Source organism: Acidithiobacillus ferriphilus (assembly GCF_028215975.1).
GTDB classification, from domain to species: Bacteria; Pseudomonadota; Gammaproteobacteria; order Acidithiobacillales; family Acidithiobacillaceae; genus Acidithiobacillus; species Acidithiobacillus ferriphilus.
Map to the genome: position 1 here is coordinate 672958 of NZ_CP116458.1, position 23175 is coordinate 696132.

General features: G+C 56.5%; 20 protein-coding genes and 1 tRNA gene. 19 read left to right on the top strand and 2 right to left on the bottom strand.

The window, feature by feature from the left end; all coding sequences use genetic code 11:
- Window positions 1–336 precede the first annotated feature (336 nt).
- Both PJU76_RS03290 and PJU76_RS03295 read right to left on the bottom strand, forming a co-directional pair.
- Window positions 337–1404: a ribonucleotide-diphosphate reductase subunit beta gene (locus tag PJU76_RS03290; protein ID WP_226817763.1), complete on the bottom strand. Its 1068-nt coding sequence runs from the start codon at window positions 1402–1404 to the stop codon at window positions 337–339.
- Between the two features lie 87 nt (window positions 1405–1491).
- Complete coding sequence (locus PJU76_RS03295; protein ID WP_271780472.1) at window positions 1492–4344, bottom strand: ribonucleoside-diphosphate reductase subunit alpha; 2853 nt, start codon at window positions 4342–4344, stop codon at window positions 1492–1494.
- A gap of 340 nt (window positions 4345–4684) precedes the next feature.
- Here PJU76_RS03295 and tldD point away from each other — a divergent pair, with 340 nt between their 5' ends.
- From tldD to nuoL, 19 genes are all read left to right on the top strand, one after another.
- Window positions 4685–6130, top strand: a complete 1446-nt coding sequence (gene tldD / locus PJU76_RS03300) for a metalloprotease TldD (protein ID WP_271780473.1) — start codon at window positions 4685–4687, stop codon at window positions 6128–6130.
- A gap of 95 nt (window positions 6131–6225) precedes the next feature.
- Entirely contained in the window at window positions 6226–8148 is a 1923-nt protein-coding gene (gene ftsH / locus PJU76_RS03305; protein WP_271780474.1) for an ATP-dependent zinc metalloprotease FtsH, read from the top strand.
- Window positions 8145–8984 (top strand): dihydropteroate synthase, encoded by an 840-nt coding sequence (gene folP, locus PJU76_RS03310; RefSeq protein WP_271780475.1) that lies wholly within the window; start codon window positions 8145–8147, stop codon window positions 8982–8984. Before ftsH ends, folP begins: the two co-directional genes overlap by 4 nt.
- Window positions 8985–9029: 45 nt before the next feature.
- Window positions 9030–10394, top strand: coding sequence for a phosphoglucosamine mutase (gene glmM / locus PJU76_RS03315; RefSeq protein WP_271780476.1), 1365 nt, complete (start codon window positions 9030–9032; stop codon window positions 10392–10394).
- Window positions 10395–10513: 119 nt separating this feature from the next.
- Complete coding sequence (tpiA, locus tag PJU76_RS03320; protein WP_271780477.1) at window positions 10514–11287, top strand: triose-phosphate isomerase; 774 nt, start codon at window positions 10514–10516, stop codon at window positions 11285–11287.
- A gap of 4 nt (window positions 11288–11291) precedes the next feature.
- Entirely contained in the window at window positions 11292–11684 is a 393-nt protein-coding gene (secG, locus tag PJU76_RS03325) for a preprotein translocase subunit SecG (RefSeq protein WP_271780478.1), read from the top strand.
- 37 nt (window positions 11685–11721) lie between these two features.
- Window positions 11722–11806 (top strand) — tRNA-Leu (locus tag PJU76_RS03330).
- Between the two features lie 130 nt (window positions 11807–11936).
- Window positions 11937–12293 carry an NADH-quinone oxidoreductase subunit A gene (locus tag PJU76_RS03335; RefSeq protein WP_014029891.1) on the top strand — a complete coding sequence of 119 codons (357 nt, stop codon included), beginning with the start codon at window positions 11937–11939 and terminating at the stop codon, window positions 12291–12293.
- The gene (locus tag PJU76_RS03340; RefSeq protein ID WP_014029890.1) at window positions 12284–12760 is read left to right on the top strand and encodes a NuoB/complex I 20 kDa subunit family protein; all 477 of its coding nucleotides are present in this window, start codon (window positions 12284–12286) and stop codon (window positions 12758–12760) included. The genes PJU76_RS03335 and PJU76_RS03340 overlap by 10 nt, the downstream gene beginning before the upstream one ends.
- A 3-nt stretch (window positions 12761–12763) precedes the next feature.
- Window positions 12764–13369, top strand: a complete 606-nt coding sequence (locus PJU76_RS03345) for an NADH-quinone oxidoreductase subunit C (RefSeq protein ID WP_215893655.1) — start codon at window positions 12764–12766, stop codon at window positions 13367–13369.
- Window positions 13356–14609 (top strand): NADH-quinone oxidoreductase subunit D, encoded by a 1254-nt coding sequence (locus PJU76_RS03350; protein WP_271780479.1) that lies wholly within the window; start codon window positions 13356–13358, stop codon window positions 14607–14609. Before PJU76_RS03345 ends, PJU76_RS03350 begins: the two co-directional genes overlap by 14 nt.
- Before the next feature lie 3 nt (window positions 14610–14612).
- Window positions 14613–15104 (top strand): NADH-quinone oxidoreductase subunit NuoE, encoded by a 492-nt coding sequence (gene nuoE / locus PJU76_RS03355; RefSeq protein ID WP_215860375.1) that lies wholly within the window; start codon window positions 14613–14615, stop codon window positions 15102–15104.
- Window positions 15058–16377: an NADH-quinone oxidoreductase subunit NuoF gene (gene nuoF / locus PJU76_RS03360; RefSeq protein ID WP_271780480.1), complete on the top strand. Its 1320-nt coding sequence runs from the start codon at window positions 15058–15060 to the stop codon at window positions 16375–16377. Before nuoE ends, nuoF begins: the two co-directional genes overlap by 47 nt.
- The gene (gene nuoG / locus PJU76_RS03365) at window positions 16377–18722 is read left to right on the top strand and encodes an NADH-quinone oxidoreductase subunit NuoG (protein WP_271780481.1); all 2346 of its coding nucleotides are present in this window, start codon (window positions 16377–16379) and stop codon (window positions 18720–18722) included. The genes nuoF and nuoG overlap by 1 nt, the downstream gene beginning before the upstream one ends.
- A gap of 11 nt (window positions 18723–18733) precedes the next feature.
- Window positions 18734–19759: an NADH-quinone oxidoreductase subunit NuoH gene (nuoH, locus tag PJU76_RS03370; RefSeq protein ID WP_064219255.1), complete on the top strand. Its 1026-nt coding sequence runs from the start codon at window positions 18734–18736 to the stop codon at window positions 19757–19759.
- Window positions 19760–19769: 10 nt separating this feature from the next.
- Complete coding sequence (gene nuoI, locus PJU76_RS03375) at window positions 19770–20261, top strand: NADH-quinone oxidoreductase subunit NuoI (RefSeq protein ID WP_271780482.1); 492 nt, start codon at window positions 19770–19772, stop codon at window positions 20259–20261.
- 15 nt (window positions 20262–20276) lie between these two features.
- A complete protein-coding gene (locus tag PJU76_RS03380; protein ID WP_064219257.1) occupies window positions 20277–20876 on the top strand; it encodes an NADH-quinone oxidoreductase subunit J in 600 nt (199 codons plus the stop codon).
- On the top strand, window positions 20873–21190 hold the full coding sequence (nuoK, locus tag PJU76_RS03385; RefSeq protein ID WP_064219258.1) for an NADH-quinone oxidoreductase subunit NuoK: 318 nt from the start codon (window positions 20873–20875) through the stop codon (window positions 21188–21190). Before PJU76_RS03380 ends, nuoK begins: the two co-directional genes overlap by 4 nt.
- Window position 21191: 1 nt before the next feature.
- The gene (gene nuoL / locus PJU76_RS03390; protein WP_271780483.1) at window positions 21192–23174 is read left to right on the top strand and encodes an NADH-quinone oxidoreductase subunit L; all 1983 of its coding nucleotides are present in this window, start codon (window positions 21192–21194) and stop codon (window positions 23172–23174) included.
- Window position 23175 lies beyond the last annotated feature (1 nt).

Genomic DNA, 23175 nt, shown 5'->3' on the forward strand with positions numbered 1-23175 from the left:
GGGCGCTTCGCAACGACCTTTTTGGATGGACCTGGTAGCCCTCGCCTGACGTCGCCCCCCTGCAGCGCCGCAGCGAGGACAGGCTCCTCCCAAAATGGGCCGCGCCACCAACCAAACCAAGAATTCGGACGTCGGTTTACGCTGCACTGTGGATATTCCAATTATGGGCATACATTACGCGCGAGCCGAGGTTTTTATCTTTCGGCATCACTACACAAAAATAGGCAGCCGACGTTTGGCTGCCTGGTATCGCTTGATCTCATTTTATGTGTCGCGCCAGTCTCACGTTATGTGGCGAGAATCTCACTTTATGTGTCGTCCAACGCGGCAGTTCGCTTACTCCCAGCTCAGCGCCCCGCCGGTTTGATACTCGGTGACCCGCGTCTCAAAAAAGTTCTTCTCTTTCTTGAGATCCATCATTTCGCTCATCCACGGGAAGGGATTCTGTACGCCCGGATATTGCTGCGGCAGACCAAGCTGCACCAGACGGCGATTGCCGATATATTGGACGTATTCCCTGAAGACCGGTGCATTCAGGCCGAGCACGCCGCGGGGCATGGTATCGTCGGCGTAAGCACATTCCAGTTCCACGCCACGGCGGATCAAGTCGATGATTTCCTGCTGGAAGGCATCCGTCCAGAGTTGCGGATTTTCCACCTTGATCTGGTTGGCCATATCGATACCGAAATTGCAGTGCATGGATTCATCGCGCAGGATGTACTGATATTGCTCCGCCGCGCCCACCATTTTGTTCTGTCGGCCCATCGCCAGAATCTGACTGAAACCCACATAGAAAAAAGTGCCTTCCATGATGGCCGCAAACACGATCAGCGAACGTAATAACTTCTGATCATTTTCCAGCGTGCCGGTTTTGAAATGGGGGTCCGCCAGAATGTCGATAAAGGGCATCAGAAACTGATCTTTATCCCGTACCGATGGCACCTCGTGGTACATGTTGAATATTTCGCCCTCATCGAGGCCAATGGATTCGACAATGTACTGATAGGCGTGGGTATGAATGGCCTCTTCAAAGGCCTGGCGCAACATATATTGGCGGCATTCCGGGGCGGTGATGTGACGATATGTGCCCAGTACAATGTTGTTGGCCGCCAGGCTGTCCGCGGTCACAAAAAAGCCCAGATTGCGCTTCACGATGCGCCGCTCGTCCTCGGTCAGCCCTTTGGGGTCTTTCCACAGGGCGATGTCCCTGGACATCTGAATCTCCTGCGGCATCCAGTGGTTGGCGCAGGCGGCGAGGTACTTATCCCAGGCCCATTGATATTTGAAGGGCACCAACTGGTTGACATCGGCATGGCCGTTAATAATGCGTTTATCTTCGGCACGCACCCGTTCAAAACTGGTCATGGCAGTCTCTTCGATACCACTAACATGCTCCGGATGCATCGTTAGCGGCCTATCAGGAATCGCTTCTTTGCGAATGTTTTCTTCAAAATGTAACATGATAATTTCCTTTGTTAAATAATTCCCGTATTACTGACAGGCTTCACAAGTCGGATCATCAAGCGCACAGGCTTTGGGTTGGCCTGATCCAACAGCATTGAGGGTGCCCGTCTGCACCGTGGATTTTTCCGCTGCCGTGGCGCTCAGTGAGCGCAGGTAGTAGGTGGTTTTCAGGCCGCGTTTCCAGGCGAGCCGATAGATCTCGTCAATTTTCTTACCGGAAGGCTGGCCGAAATAGAGGTTGAGACTCTGGGCCTGATCGAGCCATTTCTGCCGCCGGGCTGCTGCTTCCACCAGCCACGCCGGGTCGGTTTCAAAGGCATTGGCATACAGGGGCTTGATGCTGGCCGGAATGCGGTCTACGGGCATGACCGAACCATCGAAGTATTTCAGATCATTGACCATGACCTCATCCCAGAGTTCCAGGCGTTTCAGGTCGTGGACCAGATAGCTGTTCACCACCGTAAACTCTCCGGACAGGTTGGATTTGACATAGAGGTTCTGGTAAATCGGCTCAATACCCTGGCTGACACCGACAATGTTGGAGATGGTGGCGGTTGGTGCGATAGCCAGGCAATTGCTGTTGCGTATCCCCGCTTTGACCTTGTCACGCAGGGCGGTCCAATTCAGACGCTGGCTGCGGTCCACGTCCACGCCGTGCTCGCGGCTGGCCGCGAGCAATTCGATGCTGTCGATGGGCAGGATACCCTGACTCCACAAGGATCCCGGGAAGCTCTGATAGCTGCCCCGCTCCCGGGCCAGATCGGCCGACGCATCAATGGCATGGTAGGAAATGACTTCCTGGCTGATATCGGCAAAGGCGAGGGCTGCGGCCGAAGCGTAAGGAATCCGCATCTGCAACAGGGCATCGGAGAAGCCCATCAGCCCCAGGCCCACCGGCCGGTGCCGCAGGTTGCTGTTGCGCGCCTTGGCGACGGCGTAGTAGTTCATGTCGATGACATTATCCAGCATCCGCATGGCCACCCGAATGGTGCGGCTCAGCTTCTCCTCATCCATGAGCGCCAGCAACTCTTCCGGGCTGCTGTCCTCGCGCAATGCGCCGGTGTCGGTGCCCGCCGTTGCCCGCAAATGGGATACCAGGTTGACGGACCCCAAGTTGCAGACAGCAATTTCCCTGGCATTGGTGTTGAGGGTGATTTCGGTGCAGAGATTGGAGCTGTGCACCGCCCCGACGTGCTGCTGCGGGCTGCGCAGGTTGCACGGGTCCTTGAAGGTGATCCACGGATGGCCGGTCTCGAAGAGCATGGTCAGCATTTTGCGCCAGAGATGAATGGCGGGCATGCGCTTGAACAACTCGATTTCGCCCGCGTCCGCCATGCGTTCATAGTGTTCATAACGCTCCCGGAAGGCTGATCCGGTAAGATCATGCAAATCCGGCGTTTCGTTGGGGCTGAACAGCGTCCACATCGCGTTGCTTTCCACGCGCTCCATGAAGAGGTCGGGGATCCAGTTGGCGGTATTCATATCGTGGGTGCGGCGGCGGTCGTCACCGGTATTCTTGCGCAATTCGAGGAACTCCTCGATGTCCATGTGCCAGGTTTCCAGGTAGGCGCAGACCGCGCCTTTGCGCTTGCCGCCCTGATTCACAGCCACCGCCGTGTCGTTGACCACCTTGAGGAAAGGGACGACGCCCTGCGACTTGCCATTGGTGCCTTTGATGAAAGACCCCAGTGCGCGCACCGGCGTCCAGTCATTCCCCAGGCCGCCACTGAACTTAGAGAGCATGGCGTTTTCTTTGATGGCTTCGTAGATGTCGTCCAGATCGTCGCCCACGGTGGTCAGGAAGCAACTGGACAACTGCGGGCGCAAGGTTCCGGCATTGAATAAGGTGGGCGTCGAGCTGACAAAGTCGAAGCTGGACAGCACTTCATAAAAGGCAATGGCATGGGTTTCGCGGTCGATTTCATCCATCGCCAGACCCATGGCCACCCGCATCCAGAAGGCCTGCGGCAATTCAATGCGGCGCTCCCGCACGTGCAAAAAGTAGCGATCATACAGTATTTGCATACCCAGATACTGGAAGTTCAGGTCCCGCTCCGGCTTGAGTGCGGCGGTAATACGTTTCAGATCGTATTGTCCCAGACGCGGGTCAATCAATTCATTCTGGATGCCGGTTTGCAGATAGTCGCGGAAATATTCAGGATAGCGTGCGCTCATCTCCGCTTGAGTTGCCGCTTCGCCGAGCACTTCCCAGCGCACGCGGTCGAGGAGCAGGCGCGCTGAGGCATAGGCGTAGGCAGGATCGCGTTCGATCAGTACCCGGCTGGCAAGAATGGGGGCCTGAAATAGTTCATCCTCGCTGATGCCGTCGTAAAGATTTTTGACGGTATTGCCGAGGATGGCATCTATCGACACTGCGCTGCCCAGGCCACTGCAGGCTTCTTCGATAACGGCGCGCAGTCGTTCCATGTCCAGCGTCTGCTGGCTGCCATTCGGATGACTGACCTTGATGGCCGGGATCTCGGCTGGGGTTCCCGTCGTTGCCTGCTGGCGGCGTTCCCGCGCGCGCTCCTCGCGATAAAGCACATAGGCCCTGGCGACTTCGTGTTCGCCCGCGCGCATGAGTGCCAGCTCCACCTGATCCTGAATGTCTTCAATGTGAAAGGTGCCGCCCCCCGGTTGGCGCCGTTTCAGTGCTTCAATCACCTGTTCCGTCAGTCGGCTGACGAGATCACGGACGCGTGCGCTTGCCGCTCCGTTGCCGCCTTCCACGGCCAGGAAGGCCTTCGTCACAGCAATGTGGATCTTGCTGGCGTCAAAGTTGACCACCGCGTTGTTGCGACGGATGACTTTATAGTGGCTGGCTTCGGAGGGGTCATAAGCAGGGTTGCTGACGATGGAGTGGGCGGCAGGGTTGGACATGGGCTACTCCTAAATAATCGGGGCGATAGTGAACGCAAACAGCGAGGCAGCGTAATATAAAGGATACACCGGGGCGGAGTGCAAAGGGGATCGCAGAGCGCCCAAGCACTAAATATAGACTCGTTTCCGTCGGTGTCAACCATATCTTGTGCGCAACATCGTGCGCAAGTCTGGCAAAAGATGTGGATAACTAGGCCAGAGGCATCATTCAACAACGAAACTTTTTAATCTCTTGTCCGGGAGGGGGGGTGGCATCTCTGCCGGTTTATGAGTTTGGACTTGTTCTAAACGGCCGGTTGGGCGCATACTGATCCCAATTAATCTGTCAGGAAGGAACGTGATGACTGCCTCAGCCTTGGAAATTGCCCGCGCTACTCTTTTTGCCCCCGGTGGGATCAGCGAAGGGGAGTTGGAAAAAGTATTTGGCCGTCTCTCCCATCGCGCCCTGGACGATGCCGATCTGTATTTTCAGTACAGTCGCAGCGAAGGTTTTAGCTTGGAAGAAGGGGTCGTAAAGTCGGGTAGTCACTCCATTGAACAAGGTGTGGGTGTGCGAGCGGTGAGCGGTGAGCGTCAGGGTCTGGCTTATTCTGACGAAATCGCCGTGGATGCCTTGCTGACGGCGGCAGAGGCGGCGCGCGCCATTGTCCATCATCCGGGGCAGATGAAAGGGCTGGTCTGGCAGCGGCGTCAGGGTCTGGCGCTCTATCCGCCTGTTGATCCTCTGGCTTCCATTCCCAATAGCGAGAAAATCGCTCTGCTGGAGCGGGTGGAACGGGCCGCCCGAGCCTGTGATCCGCGTATTGTTCAGGTGATGGCCAGCCTGAGTGCCCGTTTCGAGGTGGTGCTGGTGGCGCGTCTCAACGGTACCATGGCTGCTGACGTGCGCCCCTTGGTACGGCTCAACGTCTCCGTCATTGTCGAGCAGGGTGGGCGACGCGAGCAGGGCAGCGCTGGTGGTGGTGGTCGTTACGATTATCAGACCTTTCTTCAGGATGACATGGCCGAAAACTTTGCCCGTGAAGCCGCGCGTCAGGCCCTGGTCAACCTGGAGGCGGAAGCTGCGCCTGCCGGCTGTATGGAAGTGGTCCTCGGGCCAGGATGGCCGGGAGTATTGCTGCATGAAGCCATTGGTCATGGTCTGGAGGGTGATTTCAACCGCAAAGGTACCAGCGCCTTCAGTGGCCTGGTCGGCCAGCGGGTCGCGGCGCCGGGCGTCACGGTTGTGGATGATGGTACTTTGGATGGCCGCCGCGGTAGTCTCAATGTCGATGATGAGGGGACTCAGACCCAGTGCACTACGCTGATTGAGGATGGTATCCTCAAAGGCTATTTGCAGGATACCCTCAATGCCCGCCTGACTGGAACGCATTCAACGGGCAATGGCCGCCGCGAATCCTACGCGCACCTGCCGATGCCGCGGATGACCAACACCTACATGCGGGCCGGAAACCGCGATCCCCAGGAGATCATCGCCAGCGTCAGGCACGGGCTCTATGCCGTCAACTTCGGGGGTGGTCAGGTGGATATCACTAACGGCAAATTCGTTTTTTCCGCTTCTGAAGCGTATCTTATTGAAAATGGGAAGATAACCAGGCCAGTCAAAGGAGCCACCCTGATTGGCAACGGTCCGGATGTGCTTACCAGGGTTGAAATGATCGGCAATGACCTCCAGTTAGATACGGGAGTGGGTGTTTGTGGCAAGGATGGTCAGAGTGTGCCCGTAGGCGTTGGGCAGCCGACGCTGAAAATCCGTGATCTGACCGTGGGTGGAACGCAAGGGTGAAAAACCTGCTCTTGTCAGGGGATCTTGGGAAGGCTAACATCGGGCGATATATTGGTCTTATTAATCAGTCTGGTTCTCCCATTCTGGGGGTGTGAATGAATAATGTCTTAAAAAATGTGCTGTTGTGGGTGGCGATTGGCGTCATTCTGATGCTGGTGTTTCAGAACCTCAATACGAGCAGTTCGACGCCAGCCCAGGCTATGGACTTTTCGACCTTTGTGACCAGTGTGAAGCAAGGTCAGGTTGCCGATGTCACCATCAATGGCAACCATGTGAATGGTAGCCTTAGCTCCGGGCAGCGATTCAGCGTTTACACTCCGGCCAATGACACCCAACTCGTTCCCCAACTGCTGGCTGCCGGGGTAAAAATTTCGGTCAAGCCGCCGGAAGGGCAATCACTATTGCTTTCTATCCTCATTTCATGGTTCCCGATGCTGCTGCTGATCGGCGTGTGGATTTTCTTCATGCGCCAGATGGGCGGTGGTGGCGCGGGCGGTCGGGGAGCGATGACTTTCGGTCGCAGCAAGGCGCGGATGCTGACGGAAGAAAACAATAAGGTCACCTTTGCCGATGTGGCGGGTATTGAAGAAGCCAAGGATGAGCTTGCAGAGATCGTTGAATTCCTGCGCGATCCGCAGAAGTTCCAGCGCCTTGGCGGACGGATTCCCAAGGGTGTATTGCTTATGGGTTCGCCGGGTTCTGGTAAGACCTTGCTGGCGCGCGCCATCGCGGGCGAAGCACGGGTACCTTTTTTCTCTATCTCCGGCTCCGATTTCGTGGAAATGTTCGTTGGTGTCGGCGCATCGCGGGTTCGCGATATGTTCGAGCAGGCAAAAAAGCATGCCCCTTGCATTATTTTCATTGATGAGATCGATGCGGTGGGTCGTCAGCGCGGTGCGGGCCTGGGTGGCGGTAACGACGAACGCGAGCAGACCCTGAACCAGTTGTTGGTGGAGATGGATGGTTTCGAGGGTACTGAGGGCATCATTGTTGTTGCCGCCACCAACCGTCCGGATGTGCTGGATCCGGCGTTGTTGCGGCCCGGTCGTTTCGACCGGCAGGTCACCGTACCGTTGCCGGACATTCGCGGGCGCGAGCAGATTCTGCAGGTGCACATGCGTAAGGTGCCGATTGCCCCGGACGTAGACCCCAAGGTCATTGCCCGGGGTACCCCTGGTTTCTCCGGCGCGGACTTGGCTAATCTGGTCAATGAAGCGGCGCTGATGGCAGCCCGTAAAAGTAAGCGTCTGGTGGACATGCATGACTTTGAAGATGCCAAAGACAAGGTCATGATGGGTGCCGAGCGCAAGTCGGTGGTGATGAGCGATAAGCAGCGGGAAACCACGGCCTATCATGAGTCGGGCCACGCTGTGGTCGCCAAGTTGCTGCCGGGCACGGATCCGGTGCATAAGGTTACCATCATTCCGCGTGGTCGGGCTCTGGGGCTCACCATGCAGTTGCCGACGGAAGACCGTTTCAACTACGAGCGTCAGGAAATTCTCTGTAACATCTCCATTCTCATGGGCGGGCGCATTGCGGAAGAAGTTTTTCTCAATCAGATGACGACGGGCGCGGGTAACGACATTGAGCGTGCCACCGACTTGGCGCGGCGCATGGTGACACAGTGGGGTATGTCTACCATCGGGCCGATGGTCATCGGTGAAAAAGAGGAAGAAGTATTTATTGGTCGGGAAATGACCAAGCACAGCAATATATCCGAGCAGACGGCGAGAACCGTGGATGGGGAAGTGCGCGATATTATCCAGGAGCGCTACGGCATTGCCCGTAAACTGATTGAAGAAAATCGCGACAAGGTCGAGGCCATGGCGCGGGCTCTGCTGAAGTATGAAACGCTGGACGCGGGACAGGTGAGTGACATCATGGCAGGCCGCGACCCGCAGCCGCCGGTAGAGGGCACGGGAAACTATCCCTCCGCACCCGGCGGTAATGTCACGACGACGGATAAATCCGGTGGGCAGCCGTTGCCTAGCCTGAATCCGGGAGAACACCCCGTTTGACCCTGACGCTGGATTGCAATGGGCGCCCGCTGGTTCTCGGGCGCCCTTGTGTTATGGGGGTGCTCAATATCACTCCTGATTCTTTTTCCGACGGTGGCACCTATCTCTCTGTGGATGCTGCTCTTACGCGCGCCAAACGGATGTGGGAAGAGGGCGCCGATATCATCGATATCGGGGCGGAATCCACCCGTCCCGGAGCGCCAGCGGTGGCGCTGGAGGAGGAGTTGCGGCGCCTTCTGCCGGTATTGGAGGCGGTGGTGGCAGAGGTGCCGCTGCCCATTTCCATTGACACCAGCAAAGCGGCCGTTATGCGCGCCGCCTGGTCCTTGGGCGCAGGGCTCATGAATGATGTGACGGCGTTGCGTGCTGATCCGCTGGCGCTGGAGACCATCGCCGGGTTGGGTGTTCCCGTCTGTCTGATGCACATGCGGGGTACGCCGCAGAATATGCAAACAGAAACGCATTACGGCGATGTGGTGGTGGAGGTGAAGAGCTTTCTGCTTGAGCGCATAGAGCGTTGTGTCGCGGCAGGCATCCCCCGACAACATCTCCTCATTGATCCCGGCTTTGGTTTCGCCAAGGATCTGGAAGCCAACCGCAATTTATTGCGCCATCTGGATGCCTTTGCGTCTATGGGTGCGCCACTGCTCGTTGGCTTTTCCCGCAAACGCATGATCGGCGAGCTTTCCGGTGTGGAACCGGCTACAGAGCGGGTGGCGGGCAGTATCGCCGCTGCACTTTGGGCGGTAGAGCGCGGCGCCCATATCGTGCGCGTCCACGATGTCGCGGAAACGGTGCAGGCGCTACGGGTCTGGCGCGGGGTTGGTTTGAGTTGAAGATATGGAAGATTCATCTTTTATAACTACATGTGGAGCAAAAACGTGGCGAGAAAATGGTTTGGGACCGACGGGGTGCGCGGCCAGGTCGGTGATTCCATCATTCATCCGGAATGGGTTCTTCGTCTGGGCTGGGCTGCGGGACACGTGCTCACGGCCGGCGCGCCGGGTCGGCCCCAGGTGGTTATTGGCAAGGACACCCGCCTGTCCGGATACATGCTGGAGTCTGCGCTGGAGTCCGGGTTGGCCGCAGCGGGCGTCGATGTTCTGTTGGTCGGCCCCTTGCCGACACCGGCCATCGCCTATCTGACCCGCACCTTGCGCGCGGATGCCGGTATTGTTATTAGCGCCTCGCACAATCCCTATCAGGACAATGGCATCAAATTTTTCTCCGGCGATGGTTATAAGCTGCCAGACGCTCAGGAGGAGGCCATCGAGGCATGGATGGATCGGCCCATGACTCTGCCTGCATCAGAGCGCCTGGGTAAGGCGCGGCGAGTAGACGATGCGGTGGGGCGTTACGTAGAGTTTTGTAAAACCACCTTCCCCGCCGACCTCAATCTGCGCGGTATGCACTTGGTGCTGGACTGTGCGCACGGCGCCAATTACAAAGTGGCTCCGATGATCTTTGGGGAATTGGGCGCCACCCTGGACTTGCTGGGGGCAGAGCCCAACGGCATCAATATCAACGATCAGGTGGGCTCCACCCATCCCGGCGCGCTGCGCGCCGCAGTGCTCCGCACCGGCGCCGATATGGGCATTGCCTTTGATGGTGATGGCGATCGCCTGCTCTTGGTGGATGATCAGGGCGAACTGATCGACGGTGATGAAATTCTCTGGTTGCTGGCACGGGATATGTGTCAGAACGGCGAGCTTTCTGGTGTGGTCGGTACGGTCATGACTAATCTCGCCCTGGAACAGGCGCTGGCTGGCTGCGGTGTACCTATGGTGCGCGCGCCTGTGGGTGACCGTTATGTGTTGGAGGCCATGCGTCGGCATGGTTATCCGCTGGGTGGCGAGTCATCTGGACACATCATTACACCCGCGAACACTACTGGTGATGGTATCCTTGCCGCCCTACGGATATTGGCTATTTTGCGCCGCACTGGTGAAGCGCTGGCGGCGCTGCGTGAAGGCTACCGTCCCTTTCCTCAGGTGCTGAAGAGCGTGCGCATAGCGGGTGCGCAAAGTTTGCTCGACCAACCATTAGCGCGTCAGCTTATTGCTGATGCGGAGGATCGTCTGGGCTGCGCTGGCCGCTTACTGGTACGGCCATCCGGTACGGAACCCTTATTACGGGTCATGGTAGAGGCGGCATCCGCCGATATGGCGGCTGATGTGGCGGTGACGCTGACTGCAGAACTGGCTAAGCTGGCCTCTGCCAGCGCGGTCCAGGGACCGCTAAATTGACCATTGGGGGCGGAATCTTTACACTCAAAGCGATACATTAAGATAGTCGATGACCGCGCCGACAGCACCCCCAGGGGCGATACAGTCGTCGTAGACATTGATCATAAGGAAGAATCGCCATGCGTCCCATAATGGTAGCAGGAAACTGGAAGATGAACGGCTTGAGCGCGGATGCGGTGCATCTCACCCAAGCCATCCTCCATGCCGAGATGGAACCGATGCGCCCCGAGGTGGTGATTTTCCCGCCTTTTACCCTGCTCCACGCGGTGTCTCAGGAGGCCAAAAGCAGCGCCTTGCGTTGGGGTGGGCAAAACCTCTTCTGGGAGGCCAGTGGTGCCTATACGGGAGAAATATCCGGGGCCATGCTCCGTGATATGGGGTGCCGTTACGTACTGATTGGGCACTCAGAGCGACGCCAAATCTTTGCGGAAAGTGATGCGCAGGTCGCCCAGAAAGTTAAGGTGGCACTACTGTCCGGCCTTACCCCGGTGGTTTGTGTGGGCGAAACTGAAGCGGAACGGGCACAAGGCGCCACGGAGGCGGTAATACATCGTCAGGTCGAAGCCGTTCTGCCGCTGTTGAATCTCGAAACGAGCCAGCCTAATATGATCATTGCTTATGAACCCATTTGGGCCATTGGCACCGGTCTGAGTGCGAGCCCCGAACAGGCACAGGCGGTGCATGCTTTCATCCGTGGGTTGGTGGCCGCCTATTCGACGCAGCTTGCCAAACGTCTCTTGCTGCTTTACGGCGGGAGCGTTAAAGGTAACAATGCAGCTGCACTTTTTGGCCAGACAGATATTGACGGTGGATTGGTCGGTGGTGCTTCCTTGCAGGTGGGTGAGTTTATCCAAATTTGTCGTGCTGCCGAGTTGGCAGGACGAGGAGGCTGAGTCGATGTACATGGTGTTGCTGATATTCCAGGTCGTTATTTGTACCGTCCTGGTGGGGCTTATTCTGATTCAGAAGGGGCAGGGTGCGGATATCGGTGCGGTCTTTGGCGGTGGTGGTTCGCAGACTGTTTTTGGTGCGCGCGGTGCGGGTAATTTCCTGAGCCACACTACTGCCGTGATTGGTGCCGTGTTTTTTTTAAATAGTCTCGGATTGGCCTATCTTTCCGACCATTCCGGCAGCAATGCGCTTTCTGGTATCGCTTTGCCTAGCGCCGTGCCCATGACGACAGCAGCGCCAGTCGTTGCTGCTCCGACACAGTCGGTAGCAAAGACAGCGAGTTTGGCGGCCGCTCCGCTTTCTTCTGCTTCTGCGGGAAAACCCCTCGCCACGCCTTGACGTCGTTAGCGTGTCATGAGAGAGTTCCAAGCGTTAAGCCGAAGTGGTGAAATTGGTAGACACACCGTCTTGAGGGGGCGGCGGCGCAAGCTATACCGGTTCGAGTCCGGTCTTCGGCACCAAATTGCAGCCCGCAGGGCTGTTTTTTTGTCCCTGGATTCCACCAGAGACTGACTTTAATATAAAAAATAATTTATAGGTGGTCTTGGAGGAGATTTTTCGAGGCCAGTATTGGGGGTGGAGGGGTTGGGGATGTTGAACCACTATTTGCCAGTGCTCATATTTCTGTTGGTTGCATTGGTGGTTGGCGTAGTTCCGCTGCTGATGGGGGCCTCGCTGGGACCAAGTAAGCCGGATAGTGAAAAGCTTTCACCCTATGAATGTGGGTTCGAGGCTTTTGAGGATGCGCGCGTGAAATTTGATGTGCGCTACTATCTTGTGGCTATCCTCTTCATTCTCTTTGATTTGGAGATTGCCTTCCTCTTTCCCTGGGCGGTGGTTTTCGATCAAATCGGTATGATGGGCTTTCTCGCCATGATGATCTTCCTCGCCATCCTCGTCGTCGGCTTCATTTACGAATGGAAGAAGGGGGCGCTGGAGTGGGAATAGAAGGTATCCTCGAGAAAGGCTTCGTCACGACGAGTATTGATACCGTAGTGAATTGGAGCCGTACCGGGTCTCTCTGGCCGATGACCTTCGGTCTCGCCTGTTGCGCGGTGGAAATGATGCATGCTGGCGCCGCGCGCTACGATCTGGATCGCTTCGGTATTGTGTTTCGTCCTAGTCCGCGCCAGTCCGACGTGATGATCGTGGCGGGGACACTGGTCAACAAGATGGCGCCGGCCTTGCGTAAGGTCTATGACCAGATGCCGGAGCCCCGCTGGGTTATATCCATGGGCTCCTGTGCTAATGGTGGCGGTTATTATCACTATTCCTATAGTATTGTGCGCGGTTGTGACCGTATCGTGCCCGTGGATATCTACGTGCCGGGTTGCCCACCCACCGCTGAGGCCTTGCTCTTTGGCTTGATACAGCTTCAGAAAAAAATCCGTCGCACCAATACCATTGCTAGGTGAACCATGACTGACGCACTCGAAAATTTGCGCCGGAATCTGGGCGAGGAGCTAGGGGAAACCCTGCGTAATGCGCGTCTGGATCGCGGCGAACTGACCGTGGAGTTGTCTCGTGAAGATTTTCTGACGGCCTGTCACTGGCTTCGGGATGACGTGAATTGCGCCTTTGATCTGTTAGTGGACATTTGTGGTGTGGACTATGTCGACTACGGCGATGGGCTTTGGGAGGGTCCCCGCTTTGCTGTGGTCTATCATTTGCTCTCCCTGAAACATCGCCAGCGTTTGCGAGTGCGCATTTTTGCGGATGACGATTTGCCCATTGTGCCCTCGGTGGTGGATATCTGGGCGGCGGCCAACTGGTTTGAGCGTGAGGCCTTCGACCTTTACGGAATTCTCTTTGAGGGCCACCCCGATTTGCGGCGGATCCTTACGGATTATGGCTTTGTGGGTCACCCTTTCCGTAAGGATTTTCCTTTGGTGGGTACGGTAGAAATGCGCTACGACGCGGATCAGGGGCGGGTGGTTTACGAACCGACACGGACTGAGGAGCGCGTGGTGGTGCCGCGTATCCTCCGCGAGGAAGGGGAGGGTCGCTACAATGCCAGAAATTAACAATTTCACCATGAATTTCGGGCCGCAGCATCCTTCTGCCCACGGTGTGTTGCGCTTGGTACTGGAGCTGGATGGTGAGGTGATCGAGCGCGCCGATCCCCATATCGGCTTGTTGCATCGTGCCACTGAAAAGCTGGCGGAGAACAAGACCTATTTGCAGAGTCTGCCTTACATGGACCGTCTCGATTATGTATCCATGATGTGCAACGAGCATGCCTATTGCCTGGCGGTGGAAAAACTGCTCGGCGTCGCTGTGCCCGTCCGGGCGCAGTATATCCGTACCCTGTTTGATGAGATCACCCGGCTGCTTAATCATCTGCTCTGGCTGGGGGCTTACGCGCTGGATGTCGGGGCCATGAGCGTTTTCCTCTACTGCTTCCGCGAACGGGAAGATCTTATGGATGTCTATGAGGCGGTCTCTGGCGCGCGCATGCATGCCGCCTATTATCGCCCCGGCGGCGTCTACCGTGATTTGCCCGCACAGATGCCCCTGTATCAGTCATCGCCTTACCGAAATGCCAAGCGTTTGGAGGAACTCAATGATAACCGGCAGGGCAGCATGCTGGACTTCATTGAAGATTTCACCCGTCGTTTCCCCACCTATGTGGATGAGTATGAGACCCTGCTGACCGACAATCGTATCTGGAAGCAGCGTACCGTGGGCATCGGTGTAGTGGGTCCGGAGCGCGCGATTCAACTGGGCTTCACCGGACCCATGCTGCGCGCTTCCGGGGTGGCCTGGGATCTGCGGCGCACGCAACCTTACGCCGCTTATGCCGACCTGGACTTTGAAATTCCGGTGGGCAAAACCGGAGATTGTTATGATCGTTATCTGGTCCGGGTGGCGGAGATGCGGCAGAGTAACCAGATTATTGCCCAGTGTGTGAACTGGCTACGCAAAAACCCCGGTCCGGTGATTACCGACGATTTCAAGGTTGCCGCGCCGCCCCGCGAAGAGATGAAAACCAGCATGGAAGCGCTGATCCATCATTTCAAGCTTTTTTCTGAGGGGATGGCGGTTCCCGCGGGCGAAGTCTATACCGCGGTCGAGGCGCCCAAGGGTGAGTTCGGCATCTATATGATTTCCGATGGCGCCAACAAACCCTATCGGATGAAAATCCGGGCACCAGGATTTTCGCATCTTGCCGCTATGGATGAGATGGCGCGGGGACACATGATCGCGGATGTGGTGGCTATTTTATCCACCATGGACATTGTTTTTGGCGAGATCGACAGGTAAGCGATGTTATCGGAAAAATCTCTGGCAGCAATTGCCCATGAACGGACTAAATATCCAGCGGAGCAGGCGCGTTCGGCGCTGTTGGCGGCGCTGCGCATTGCTCAGGAGGAGCAGGGTTATCTGAGCGAAGCGTTGATGGCGTATGTCGCCGATCTGCTGGGCCTTCCGGCGATTCATGCCTATGAAGTGGCGACATTCTATACGATGTACGACCTCAGGCCCGTGGGTCGGCACAAGCTTTGCGTCTGTGGCAGCGTCTCTTGTTTCCTCAATGGTTCTGACGCGGTGATTAAACACTTGAGTGAACGTTTGGGTATAGGTCTTGGAGAAACAACAGCGGATGGCCTGTTTACTCTGCAGGAGGTGGAATGTCTGGGTGCCTGTAAGGATGCGCCGATGATGCAGGTCGGTGATCACTATTACGAAAATCTGACTCCGGAAAGTCTGGATGTCTTGCTGGCAAAATTACGTGGGGGGTCTGACGATGTTCGTTAACGGCGTTACTCTGCAGAATCGTGGTGTGCCCGACTCCCACCGACTCTCCGTGTACGCCGGGACAGGCGGGTACGCTGCTCTGCGCAAAGTGCTGCTGGACCCCATAGCGCCGGATCAGATCATCAGCGAGATAAAAAAATCCGCCTTGCGCGGCCGGGGTGGCGCCGGTTTCCCCACCGGACTGAAGTGGAGTTTTATGCCCAAGGGCGTGACTGGTACCAAGTATTTGCTCTGCAATGCCGATGAGGGTGAACCAGGTACCTGCAAGGATCGGGATATCATGCGCTATGAACCTCATCGTCTGATCGAGGGCATGATTATCGGTGCCTATGCCATGGGGGCTAGCGCCGGATATATTTTCATCCGCGGCGAATTTGTAGAACCGATCCACATTGTGGAAGCGGCGCTGGAAGAGGCTTACGCGAAGAATTATCTCGGACAGAACATTCTCGGCACCGATTTCTCCTTTGATCTGCATGTGTATCGAGGGGCGGGCGCCTACATCTGCGGTGAGGAAACGGCATTGATGGAGGCGTTAGAAGGGAAGAAGGGGCAGCCGCGCTTCAAGCCGCCCTTCCCAGCCAGTTACGGCTTATACGGACGCCCTACTACCATCAATAATGTGGAAACCTTTGCTTCAGTACCGGATATCATCAGCAAGGGTGGCGACTGGTTTCTGAACCTGGGCAAGCCCAATAACGGTGGCACCAAAATTTTCTCGGTGACAGGCCATGTGCGGAAGCCGGGTAATTATGAAGTATCCATGGGCCTGCCCTTTAAGGACTTGCTGGAGATGGCGGGCGGGCTGCGGCCGGGTCGTCAGTTGAAGGCGGTTATTCCTGGAGGAACCAGCACGGCCATGGTGGCGGGAGCCGCCATGATGGAGGTGACCATGGACTATGATTCCATATCCAAAGCCGGTTCGGCGCTGGGCGCGGGTTCGGTGATCATCATGGATGACAGTGTTTGCATCGTAAAAACGGTGGAGCGTATTTCCCGCTTTTACATGCACGAATCGTGCGGTCAGTGTACGCCCTGCCGGGAAGGCATGGGGTGGCTGTGGCGGGTGATGCATCGCCTTGAAAATGGTCAGGGTCGCGAAGAAGACCTGCAACTGCTACTGGATGTGGGCTCGCGCATCGAGGGCCGCACCATCTGCGCCCTGGCCGATGGTGGTGTCGCTCCGGTGGTGAGTTCCATCCGCTTGTTTCGTGAAGAATATGAATATCATATTCAGCATAAGCGTTGCCTAATTAGCATGGGAGCTGCCTGATGCCGCATATTGAAATCGACGGGCAATCCATTGAGGTGGTAGCGGGGACGACCGTTATGGAGGCTGCCGAGTCCTTGGGGATTTATATTCCATTTTTCTGCTATCACCCCAAATTGTCGGTCGCGGCCAATTGCCGCATGTGTCTGGTGGATGTAGAAAAAGCCCCCAAGCCCTTGCCTGCCTGTGCAACACCTGTTGCCGACGGCATGAAGGTTGCCACCGCTTCGCGCAAGGCGAAGATGGCACAGCAGGGCGTACTGGAGTTTTTGCTTATCAACCATCCCCTGGATTGCCCGATCTGTGATCAGGGCGGCGAATGCCCCTTGCAGGACATCACCATGGGTTTCGCCAATCCGCACAGCCACTACACGGAAGAGAAGCGGGTTGTGGAGGACAAGGACATCGGTCCCCTCATCGCGACGGAAATGACCCGTTGCATCCAGTGCACCCGCTGCGTACGCTTCGGCCAGGAGATTGGCGGTATCATGGAACTGGGAGCAACCGGACGTGGCGAGGACATGGCTATTGGTACCTATGTCGCCAAGGCTGTGCAGTCGGAATTGTCCGGCAATATGATTGACCTTTGCCCGGTGGGGGCACTGACCAGCAAGCCTTTTCGTTACAAGGCGCGTTCCTGGGAGCTGAAGCATACGCCGGGACTCTGTCCGCATTGTTCGACGGGCTGTAACACCGACATGCAGAGTCTGGGCCGTGAGGTGCTGCGAGTGCTGCCGCGTGCCAATCAGGCGGTGAATGAAGACTGGATTTGCGACAAGGGACGTTACGCCTACACCGCTCTGCAGGCTGAAGATCGTGTGACGCAGCCCCTGCTTCGTGTTGACGGCGGGTGGCGTGAGGTTTCCTGGGCGGAAGCGCTGGATGCCGCTTTGTCGGGACTGGAGCGGGTGGTTGCCCAGCATGGTGCAGAACGCCTGGCCGGATTGATATCTGCACAATCCAGCAACGAGGAGCTTTTCCTTTTTCAGGCATTGCTGCGCGGGCTGGGCAGCCCGCATGTCGACCATCGTCTGCGGCAGCAGGATTTTCGTGCGGATGCCGCGATGCCGATCTATCCGGCTCTGAATATGGCGCTGGAAGATCTGGAGCGCGAACCTGTCGTGTTGCTTTGCCACGCCTTTCCGCGGCAACAACAACCGCTCACCAACCACCGCCTGCGCAAGTCCGTATTGCAAGGGGGTACCGTCATTGCCCTGGACAGTCAGCGCCAGGATTTCAATTACCCCGTAGTCCAGTTGGTGGCCGATGCCGGCGCGGATTTGGCGCTTTATGAAGCGCTTTGCAGCCAGTTGTCCGGCGCTGTGGAGAAAACCGCCACAGCGGGCTTGGCACATGTGGCAAGCGTCTTGCTGGCGGCAGATAACCCACTGATCCTCATCGGTAGTGCTTTGCTGCATCATCCGCAGGCGGCGGCGATGATTGCACAGATTGAAAGGCTTGCCGAGTTGGCCGGTGGGCGGGTTGGCTGGCTGGCGCAAGAGGCTAATAGCGTTGGGGCCTGGCTGAGTGGCTGTGTACCTCACCGTTTGCCGGGAGGGCATACGGCGCCGGCAACGGGGCTACCCACCGATGCGCTTTGGGATGCGGGGATGCGGGGCTTCATACTTCTTGGTATAGAGCCGGGTGTGGATGCGATGCGCGGCACAGCGGCGCTGGCGGCTTTGCAAAAAGCAGAGTTTGTGCTGAGCATCGCGCAGTTCGCCGGCGAAGCACAGCGGTATGCTGACGTGATTTTGCCCATGGCGGCTTTTGCCGAGGGTTCCGGATCGTTCATTAACAATGAAGGGCGCCTGCAATCCTTCCGGGCAGCGGTAAAGACGCCGGGTGAGGCACGTCCCGCCTGGAAAATACTGCGCGTACTCGGTGACGCTCTTAAACTGCCCCGATTCCAGTTTAATGAACTGAGTGAAGTCACTGCCGCCTGGCAGCAGGAGGTCGGTGAGTATGCGCTAGATGTGCCGCCTTTCCATGCCTTTCCCGCTTTGGAGCAGGGCTCGGTGCCGATGTCTGTCGATGGTTTATGCCGTTTGGGCGACTGGTCCATTTATCAAGGCGATCCACTGGTACGCCGTGCCGCACCTCTCGCCCGGCCCGCCGTGGCGAAAATGCATCCGGATCAGGCCAAGGGGTTGAACCTGCGCGGGGACTCGGTCGAAGTCAGTAGCCATAGCGGTAAGATCTCCCTGCCTCTGGTACTGGATACGCGGATTCCGATGGGCGCTGTCTGGGTGCCTATGGGGTATAGCGAGACCGCAGCATTAGGTGTCACTTATGCGTCCTGCACGGTGACCATGGCCACACCGTCTGCCGCCGCGGCTAATGCTTAGGAGGCAGGGTCATGCATGATTTTCAGAATATGGCGTGGTGGGCGATTCTTTGGTCGCTGATCAAGATCGTTATCGTCGTCGTGCCGCTACTGTTGGGTGTGGCCTATCTAACCTTGGCCGAGCGTAAGGTGATCGGTTATATGCAGGTGCGTCTGGGTCCCAACCGGGTGGGTTTCAAGGGTTCGCTACAGCCGATTGCGGATGCGATCAAACTGATGTTCAAGGAAGTGATTATTCCTACCAATGCCAATCGGTTTCTATTTTTGGCAGCGCCGGTGCTGGCTTTTGTGCCAGCGCTGCTGGTCTGGGCGGCCATTCCTTTCGGCCCAGGTGTGGCCATCTCTAACATGAATGCTGGCCTGCTTTATGTGCTGGCCATTGCCGGTCTGGGCGTGTATGGCATCATCGTCGCCGGCTGGGCATCCAATTCCAAATACGCGTTTCTGGGGGCCATGCGGGCGGCGGCCCAGTTGGTGGCTTATGAAATCGCCATGGGTTTTGCCCTGGTGGGGGTGCTGATGCTGGCCCAGACTCTGAACCTGGCCAAAATCGTTGAAGCACAGGCGGGCGGCGGTTTCTGGTCCTGGTACTGGCTGCCGTTATTCCCGTTCTTTCTGGTGTATTTTATTTCCGGCGTGGCTGAAACCAACCGCGCGCCTTTTGACGTGGCGGAAGGCGAATCAGAAATTGTGGCGGGCTTCCATGTGGAATATTCCGGGATGGCCTTCGCGCTGTTCTTTCTGGCCGAATATGCCAATATGATTTTCGTTTCCCTGCTGACGACGGTGCTCTTTCTCGGTGGCTGGTATGCGCCGATCAATACACCATTGCTCACCTGGATACCCGGAATAGTCTGGTTGTTGCTGAAAACGGCTTTCCTGCTGTATGTGTTTTTATGGATTCGCGCCACTTTTCCCCGTTATCGTTATGACCAGATCATGCGTTTGGGCTGGAAAGTATTCATCCCGGTAACCATCGCCTGGATTGTCATTATCGGCGTTGCTCTGGAAACGCCCTTGCGTGCCATTCTGCGCTGAGGAGAACACTATGCAATTTCGCCCCAAGCAATGGTTTAACACCTTCCTTCTGACCGAAATGCTGCGTGGTATGCAGCTCACCGGCCGGTATTTTTTTTCCCGGAAAATTACCGTGCAATACCCCGAAGAGCAGACACCGCAATCCCCGCGTTTCCGGGGCCTGCATGCCTTGCGCCGTTATGAAAATGGCGAGGAACGTTGTATCGCCTGCAAGCTCTGCGAGGCCGTATGTCCGGCGCTGGCTATTACCATCGAAAGCGCGGCTCGCAGCGATGGAACACGGCGAACGACCCGTTATGACATTGATCTCAGCAAGTGCATTTTTTGCGGGCTTTGTGAAGAGTCCTGTCCGGTGGATTCCATTGTCGAAAGCCGGGTGCTGTCCTACCACGGCGAAATTCGCAGCGACCTGGTTTATACCAAAGACATGTTGTTGGCCAACGGTGATCGCCTGGAAGCGGAGCTGGCCGCTGACCGCGATGCTGATCGCGCTTATCGTTGACGGAGAACAGATACCATGCTGCCCGTAACCACCATTCTGTTTTATATTTTCTCCGCCATACTGCTGGGGGCCGCGACCCTTGTGGTAACGGCGCGTAATCCGGTGTACGCGACCTTGTATCTGGTGCTGGTATTTTTTAATGCAGCAGCCCTATTCATTTTGCTGGGGGCGGAATTTTTGGGGCTGATCCTGATCCTGGTCTATGTGGGTGCGGTGATGGTGCTTTTCCTTTTTGTGGTGATGATGCTGGATATCAACTTGGCGCGTCTCAAAGAAGGTTTTCTCAGCTATCTGCCATTAGGTCTGGCTATTGCTATCCTCGGTGTACTGGAGCTGGCGGCTGTTTTCTGGACTTCTCCGCTAGGTCATGTTCCCGCACCCGCGGCCATACCGGCTAATGCCGATAATACGCGGGTACTGGGGGTGCTTCTTTATACTCAATACCTGTACCCATTCGAAATAGCGGCAGTTATTCTGCTGGTAGCGATTATTGCCGCCATCGCTCTGACTTTGCGGCGCCGGGCCGGCACCAAAACCCAGAATATTGGTGCACAGATGGCCGTGCGCGCCAAGGATCGAATGCATCTGGTGGATTTACGGGAGCCAAAGTCATGAGTGCTGGACAACCGACCCTGGCAGCCTACCTCATCCTCGGAGCGATACTTTTTTCTATCGGTGTGGTCGGTATTTTCCTCAATCGCAAGAATGTCATCATTCTGCTCATGGCTATTGAATTATTGCTGCTGGCAGTGAATATCAATCTGGTCGCATTTTCCCGTTATCTCGGTAATCTCGACGGGCAGGTCTTTGTGTTTTTTATTCTCACCGTGGCGGCTGCCGAAGCGGCTATCGGTCTGGCGATACTGGTGGTTTATTTCCGTAATCGCCATAGCATCAACGTGGATGATATCGACGAGTTGAGGGGTTGATATGTGGGTTTTTGACTGGTTAAACACCTTTCCCCCTCTCGCCCTGTATCTGGTTATTCCATTGGCACCTCTGGCGGGTGCCCTGGTGGCTGGGTTTTTGGGCTGGAAGCTCCGGGAGCAGGCACATTGGGCGCCCATCATCGGCGTCGCCATCGCTTTTTATCTGTCGCTGGCGGTGCTTTGGCAGACCAGCCAGAACATGACCTTTTACGGTGATGTCTATACTTGGGCCGTACTGGGTCACCTGCCAGTGGTCGTTGGATTTGATATTGACACTCTGACAGCCTTGATGCTGGTCATTGTGACTTTTGTGTCCTTGTGTGTGCATCTCTATACGATTGGTTATATGCACGATGACCCGGGCTATGCGCGCTTTTTCAGTTATATTGCCCTCTTCACCTTCAGCATGATCATGCTGGTGATGAGTAATAATTTTCTCCAGCTTTTTTTTGGCTGGGAAGCGGTAGGCTTGGTTTCCTATCTGCTCATTGGTTTCTGGTTTCAGCGGGAAAGCGCCAATGTTGCAGCACTCAAGGCTTTTATCGTCAATCGGGTCGGCGATTTTGGGTTTTTAATCGGGATTGCGGCTATATACCACTATTGCGGCAGTCTGGATTACCGCACGGTATTCGCGGCTATACCCCATCTGGTGGGGCAGACGTTAGAGATCATTCCCGGTCATCCCTGGAACGTGTTGACTTGGATTGCTTTGCTCCTGTTTGTCGGCGCCATGGGTAAATCAGCGCAGGTGCCTTTGCATGTCTGGCTGCCGGAATCCATGGAGGGTCCGACCCCTATTTCCGCCCTGATCCATGCGGCGACCATGGTTACTGCGGGTATTTTCATGGTCGCGCGGATGTCGCCGATTTATGAACGGTCAGCGACGGCCCTTAGCGTGGTGCTGCTCGTCGGCGCGGTGACCGCGCTTTTTATGGGACTCATCGGTTTGGTGCAGAACGACATCAAGCGCATCATTGCTTACTCGACCCTTTCCCAGTTGGGTTACATGACCGCTGCGCTGGGCGCCTCCGCCTTTTCTGCGGCAATTTTCCACCTGATGACTCACGCCTTCTTTAAGGCCTTGTTATTTCTGGCAGCGGGCTCGGTGATTCATGCAATGGCTAACGAGCAGGATATCCGTAAAATGGGTGGATTGCGCAAGGCCATGCCCATCACCTATATCACCTTTCTGATCGGTAGCCTGGCGTTATCGGGCATTCCGCCCTTCGCCGGCTTTTTCAGTAAGGATCTCATCATCGAGGCGGTAGGGCTCTCCACATTGCCGGGGGCCGGATGGGCGGAGTTCATGCTGGTGGCGGGAGCCCTGGTCACGGCCTTGTATACGTTCCGCATGTTTTTTTTGGTCTTCCATGGCGCGCCGCGCATGGATGAACACACCCGTGCGCATTTGCATGAGTCACCCTGGGTCATTACCGTGCCTTTGATCGCCTTGGCTATTCCATCTGTTTATTCAGGCTGGACCTATATCGGCCCGCTTGCATTGGGACACTTCCTCGACTCTTCCCTGGTGATCGCGCCACAGCTCAATACCCTCGGCGAGATCAGTGCCCACTGGCAGGGTGCGGGAGAGTTTCTGCTGCAAGGACTCCTGGCCTGGCCTTTCTGGCTGGCGCTGCTGGGCATCGCCATGGCAGCCTATTTCTACTGGCTGCGTTCGGGGCTTCCGCTAGTGCTAAGCCGAATACTCGGCCCCTTTATCTGGGTGCTGGAAAGCAAATATGGTTTTGATGGCTTTAACCAGACGGTTCTGGTGCGTGGCGTCCTACAGTTTGGCCGTCTGTTCTGGCATGTGGGTGATGAGCGCCTCATCGACGGTATTATGGTCAATGGTACCGCCCGCGAAGTGGGTAAAGCCGCCCTGTCCTGGCGGCGTGTGCAAACGGGATATATTTACCATTATGCTTTCGCAATGATTATCGGGTTGATTTTGCTCATGACTTATTTTGTGGTCTGGAGGGGATAGG

Bases quoted from the DNA above. Each gene is read 5' to 3' on its own strand.
- nuoI (WP_271780482.1), top strand. From the start codon at position 19,770: ATGCAATTTCGCCCCAAGCAATGGTTTAACACCTTCCTTCTGACCGAA.
- nuoH (WP_064219255.1), top strand. From the start codon at position 18,734: ATGCATGATTTTCAGAATATGGCGTGGTGGGCGATTCTTTGGTCGCTG.
- secG (WP_271780478.1), top strand. From the start codon at position 11,292: ATGTACATGGTGTTGCTGATATTCCAGGTCGTTATTTGTACCGTCCTG.
- PJU76_RS03335 (WP_014029891.1), top strand. From the start codon at position 11,937: ATGTTGAACCACTATTTGCCAGTGCTCATATTTCTGTTGGTTGCATTG.
- nuoK (WP_064219258.1), top strand. From the start codon at position 20,873: ATGAGTGCTGGACAACCGACCCTGGCAGCCTACCTCATCCTCGGAGCG.
- nuoF (WP_271780480.1), top strand. From the start codon at position 15,058: ATGTCTTGCTGGCAAAATTACGTGGGGGGTCTGACGATGTTCGTTAAC.
- PJU76_RS03380 (WP_064219257.1), top strand. From the start codon at position 20,277: ATGCTGCCCGTAACCACCATTCTGTTTTATATTTTCTCCGCCATACTG.
- nuoG (WP_271780481.1), top strand. From the start codon at position 16,377: ATGCCGCATATTGAAATCGACGGGCAATCCATTGAGGTGGTAGCGGGG.
- nuoL (WP_271780483.1), top strand. From the start codon at position 21,192: ATGTGGGTTTTTGACTGGTTAAACACCTTTCCCCCTCTCGCCCTGTAT.
- tpiA (WP_271780477.1), top strand. From the start codon at position 10,514: ATGCGTCCCATAATGGTAGCAGGAAACTGGAAGATGAACGGCTTGAGC.
- nuoE (WP_215860375.1), top strand. From the start codon at position 14,613: ATGTTATCGGAAAAATCTCTGGCAGCAATTGCCCATGAACGGACTAAA.
- PJU76_RS03295 (WP_271780472.1), bottom strand. From the start codon at position 4,344: ATGTCCAACCCTGCCGCCCACTCCATCGTCAGCAACCCTGCTTATGAC.
- PJU76_RS03290 (WP_226817763.1), bottom strand. From the start codon at position 1,404: ATGCATCCGGAGCATGTTAGTGGTATCGAAGAGACTGCCATGACCAGT.
- PJU76_RS03345 (WP_215893655.1), top strand. From the start codon at position 12,764: ATGACTGACGCACTCGAAAATTTGCGCCGGAATCTGGGCGAGGAGCTA.
- PJU76_RS03350 (WP_271780479.1), top strand. From the start codon at position 13,356: ATGCCAGAAATTAACAATTTCACCATGAATTTCGGGCCGCAGCATCCT.
- tldD (WP_271780473.1), top strand. From the start codon at position 4,685: ATGACTGCCTCAGCCTTGGAAATTGCCCGCGCTACTCTTTTTGCCCCC.
- ftsH (WP_271780474.1), top strand. From the start codon at position 6,226: ATGAATAATGTCTTAAAAAATGTGCTGTTGTGGGTGGCGATTGGCGTC.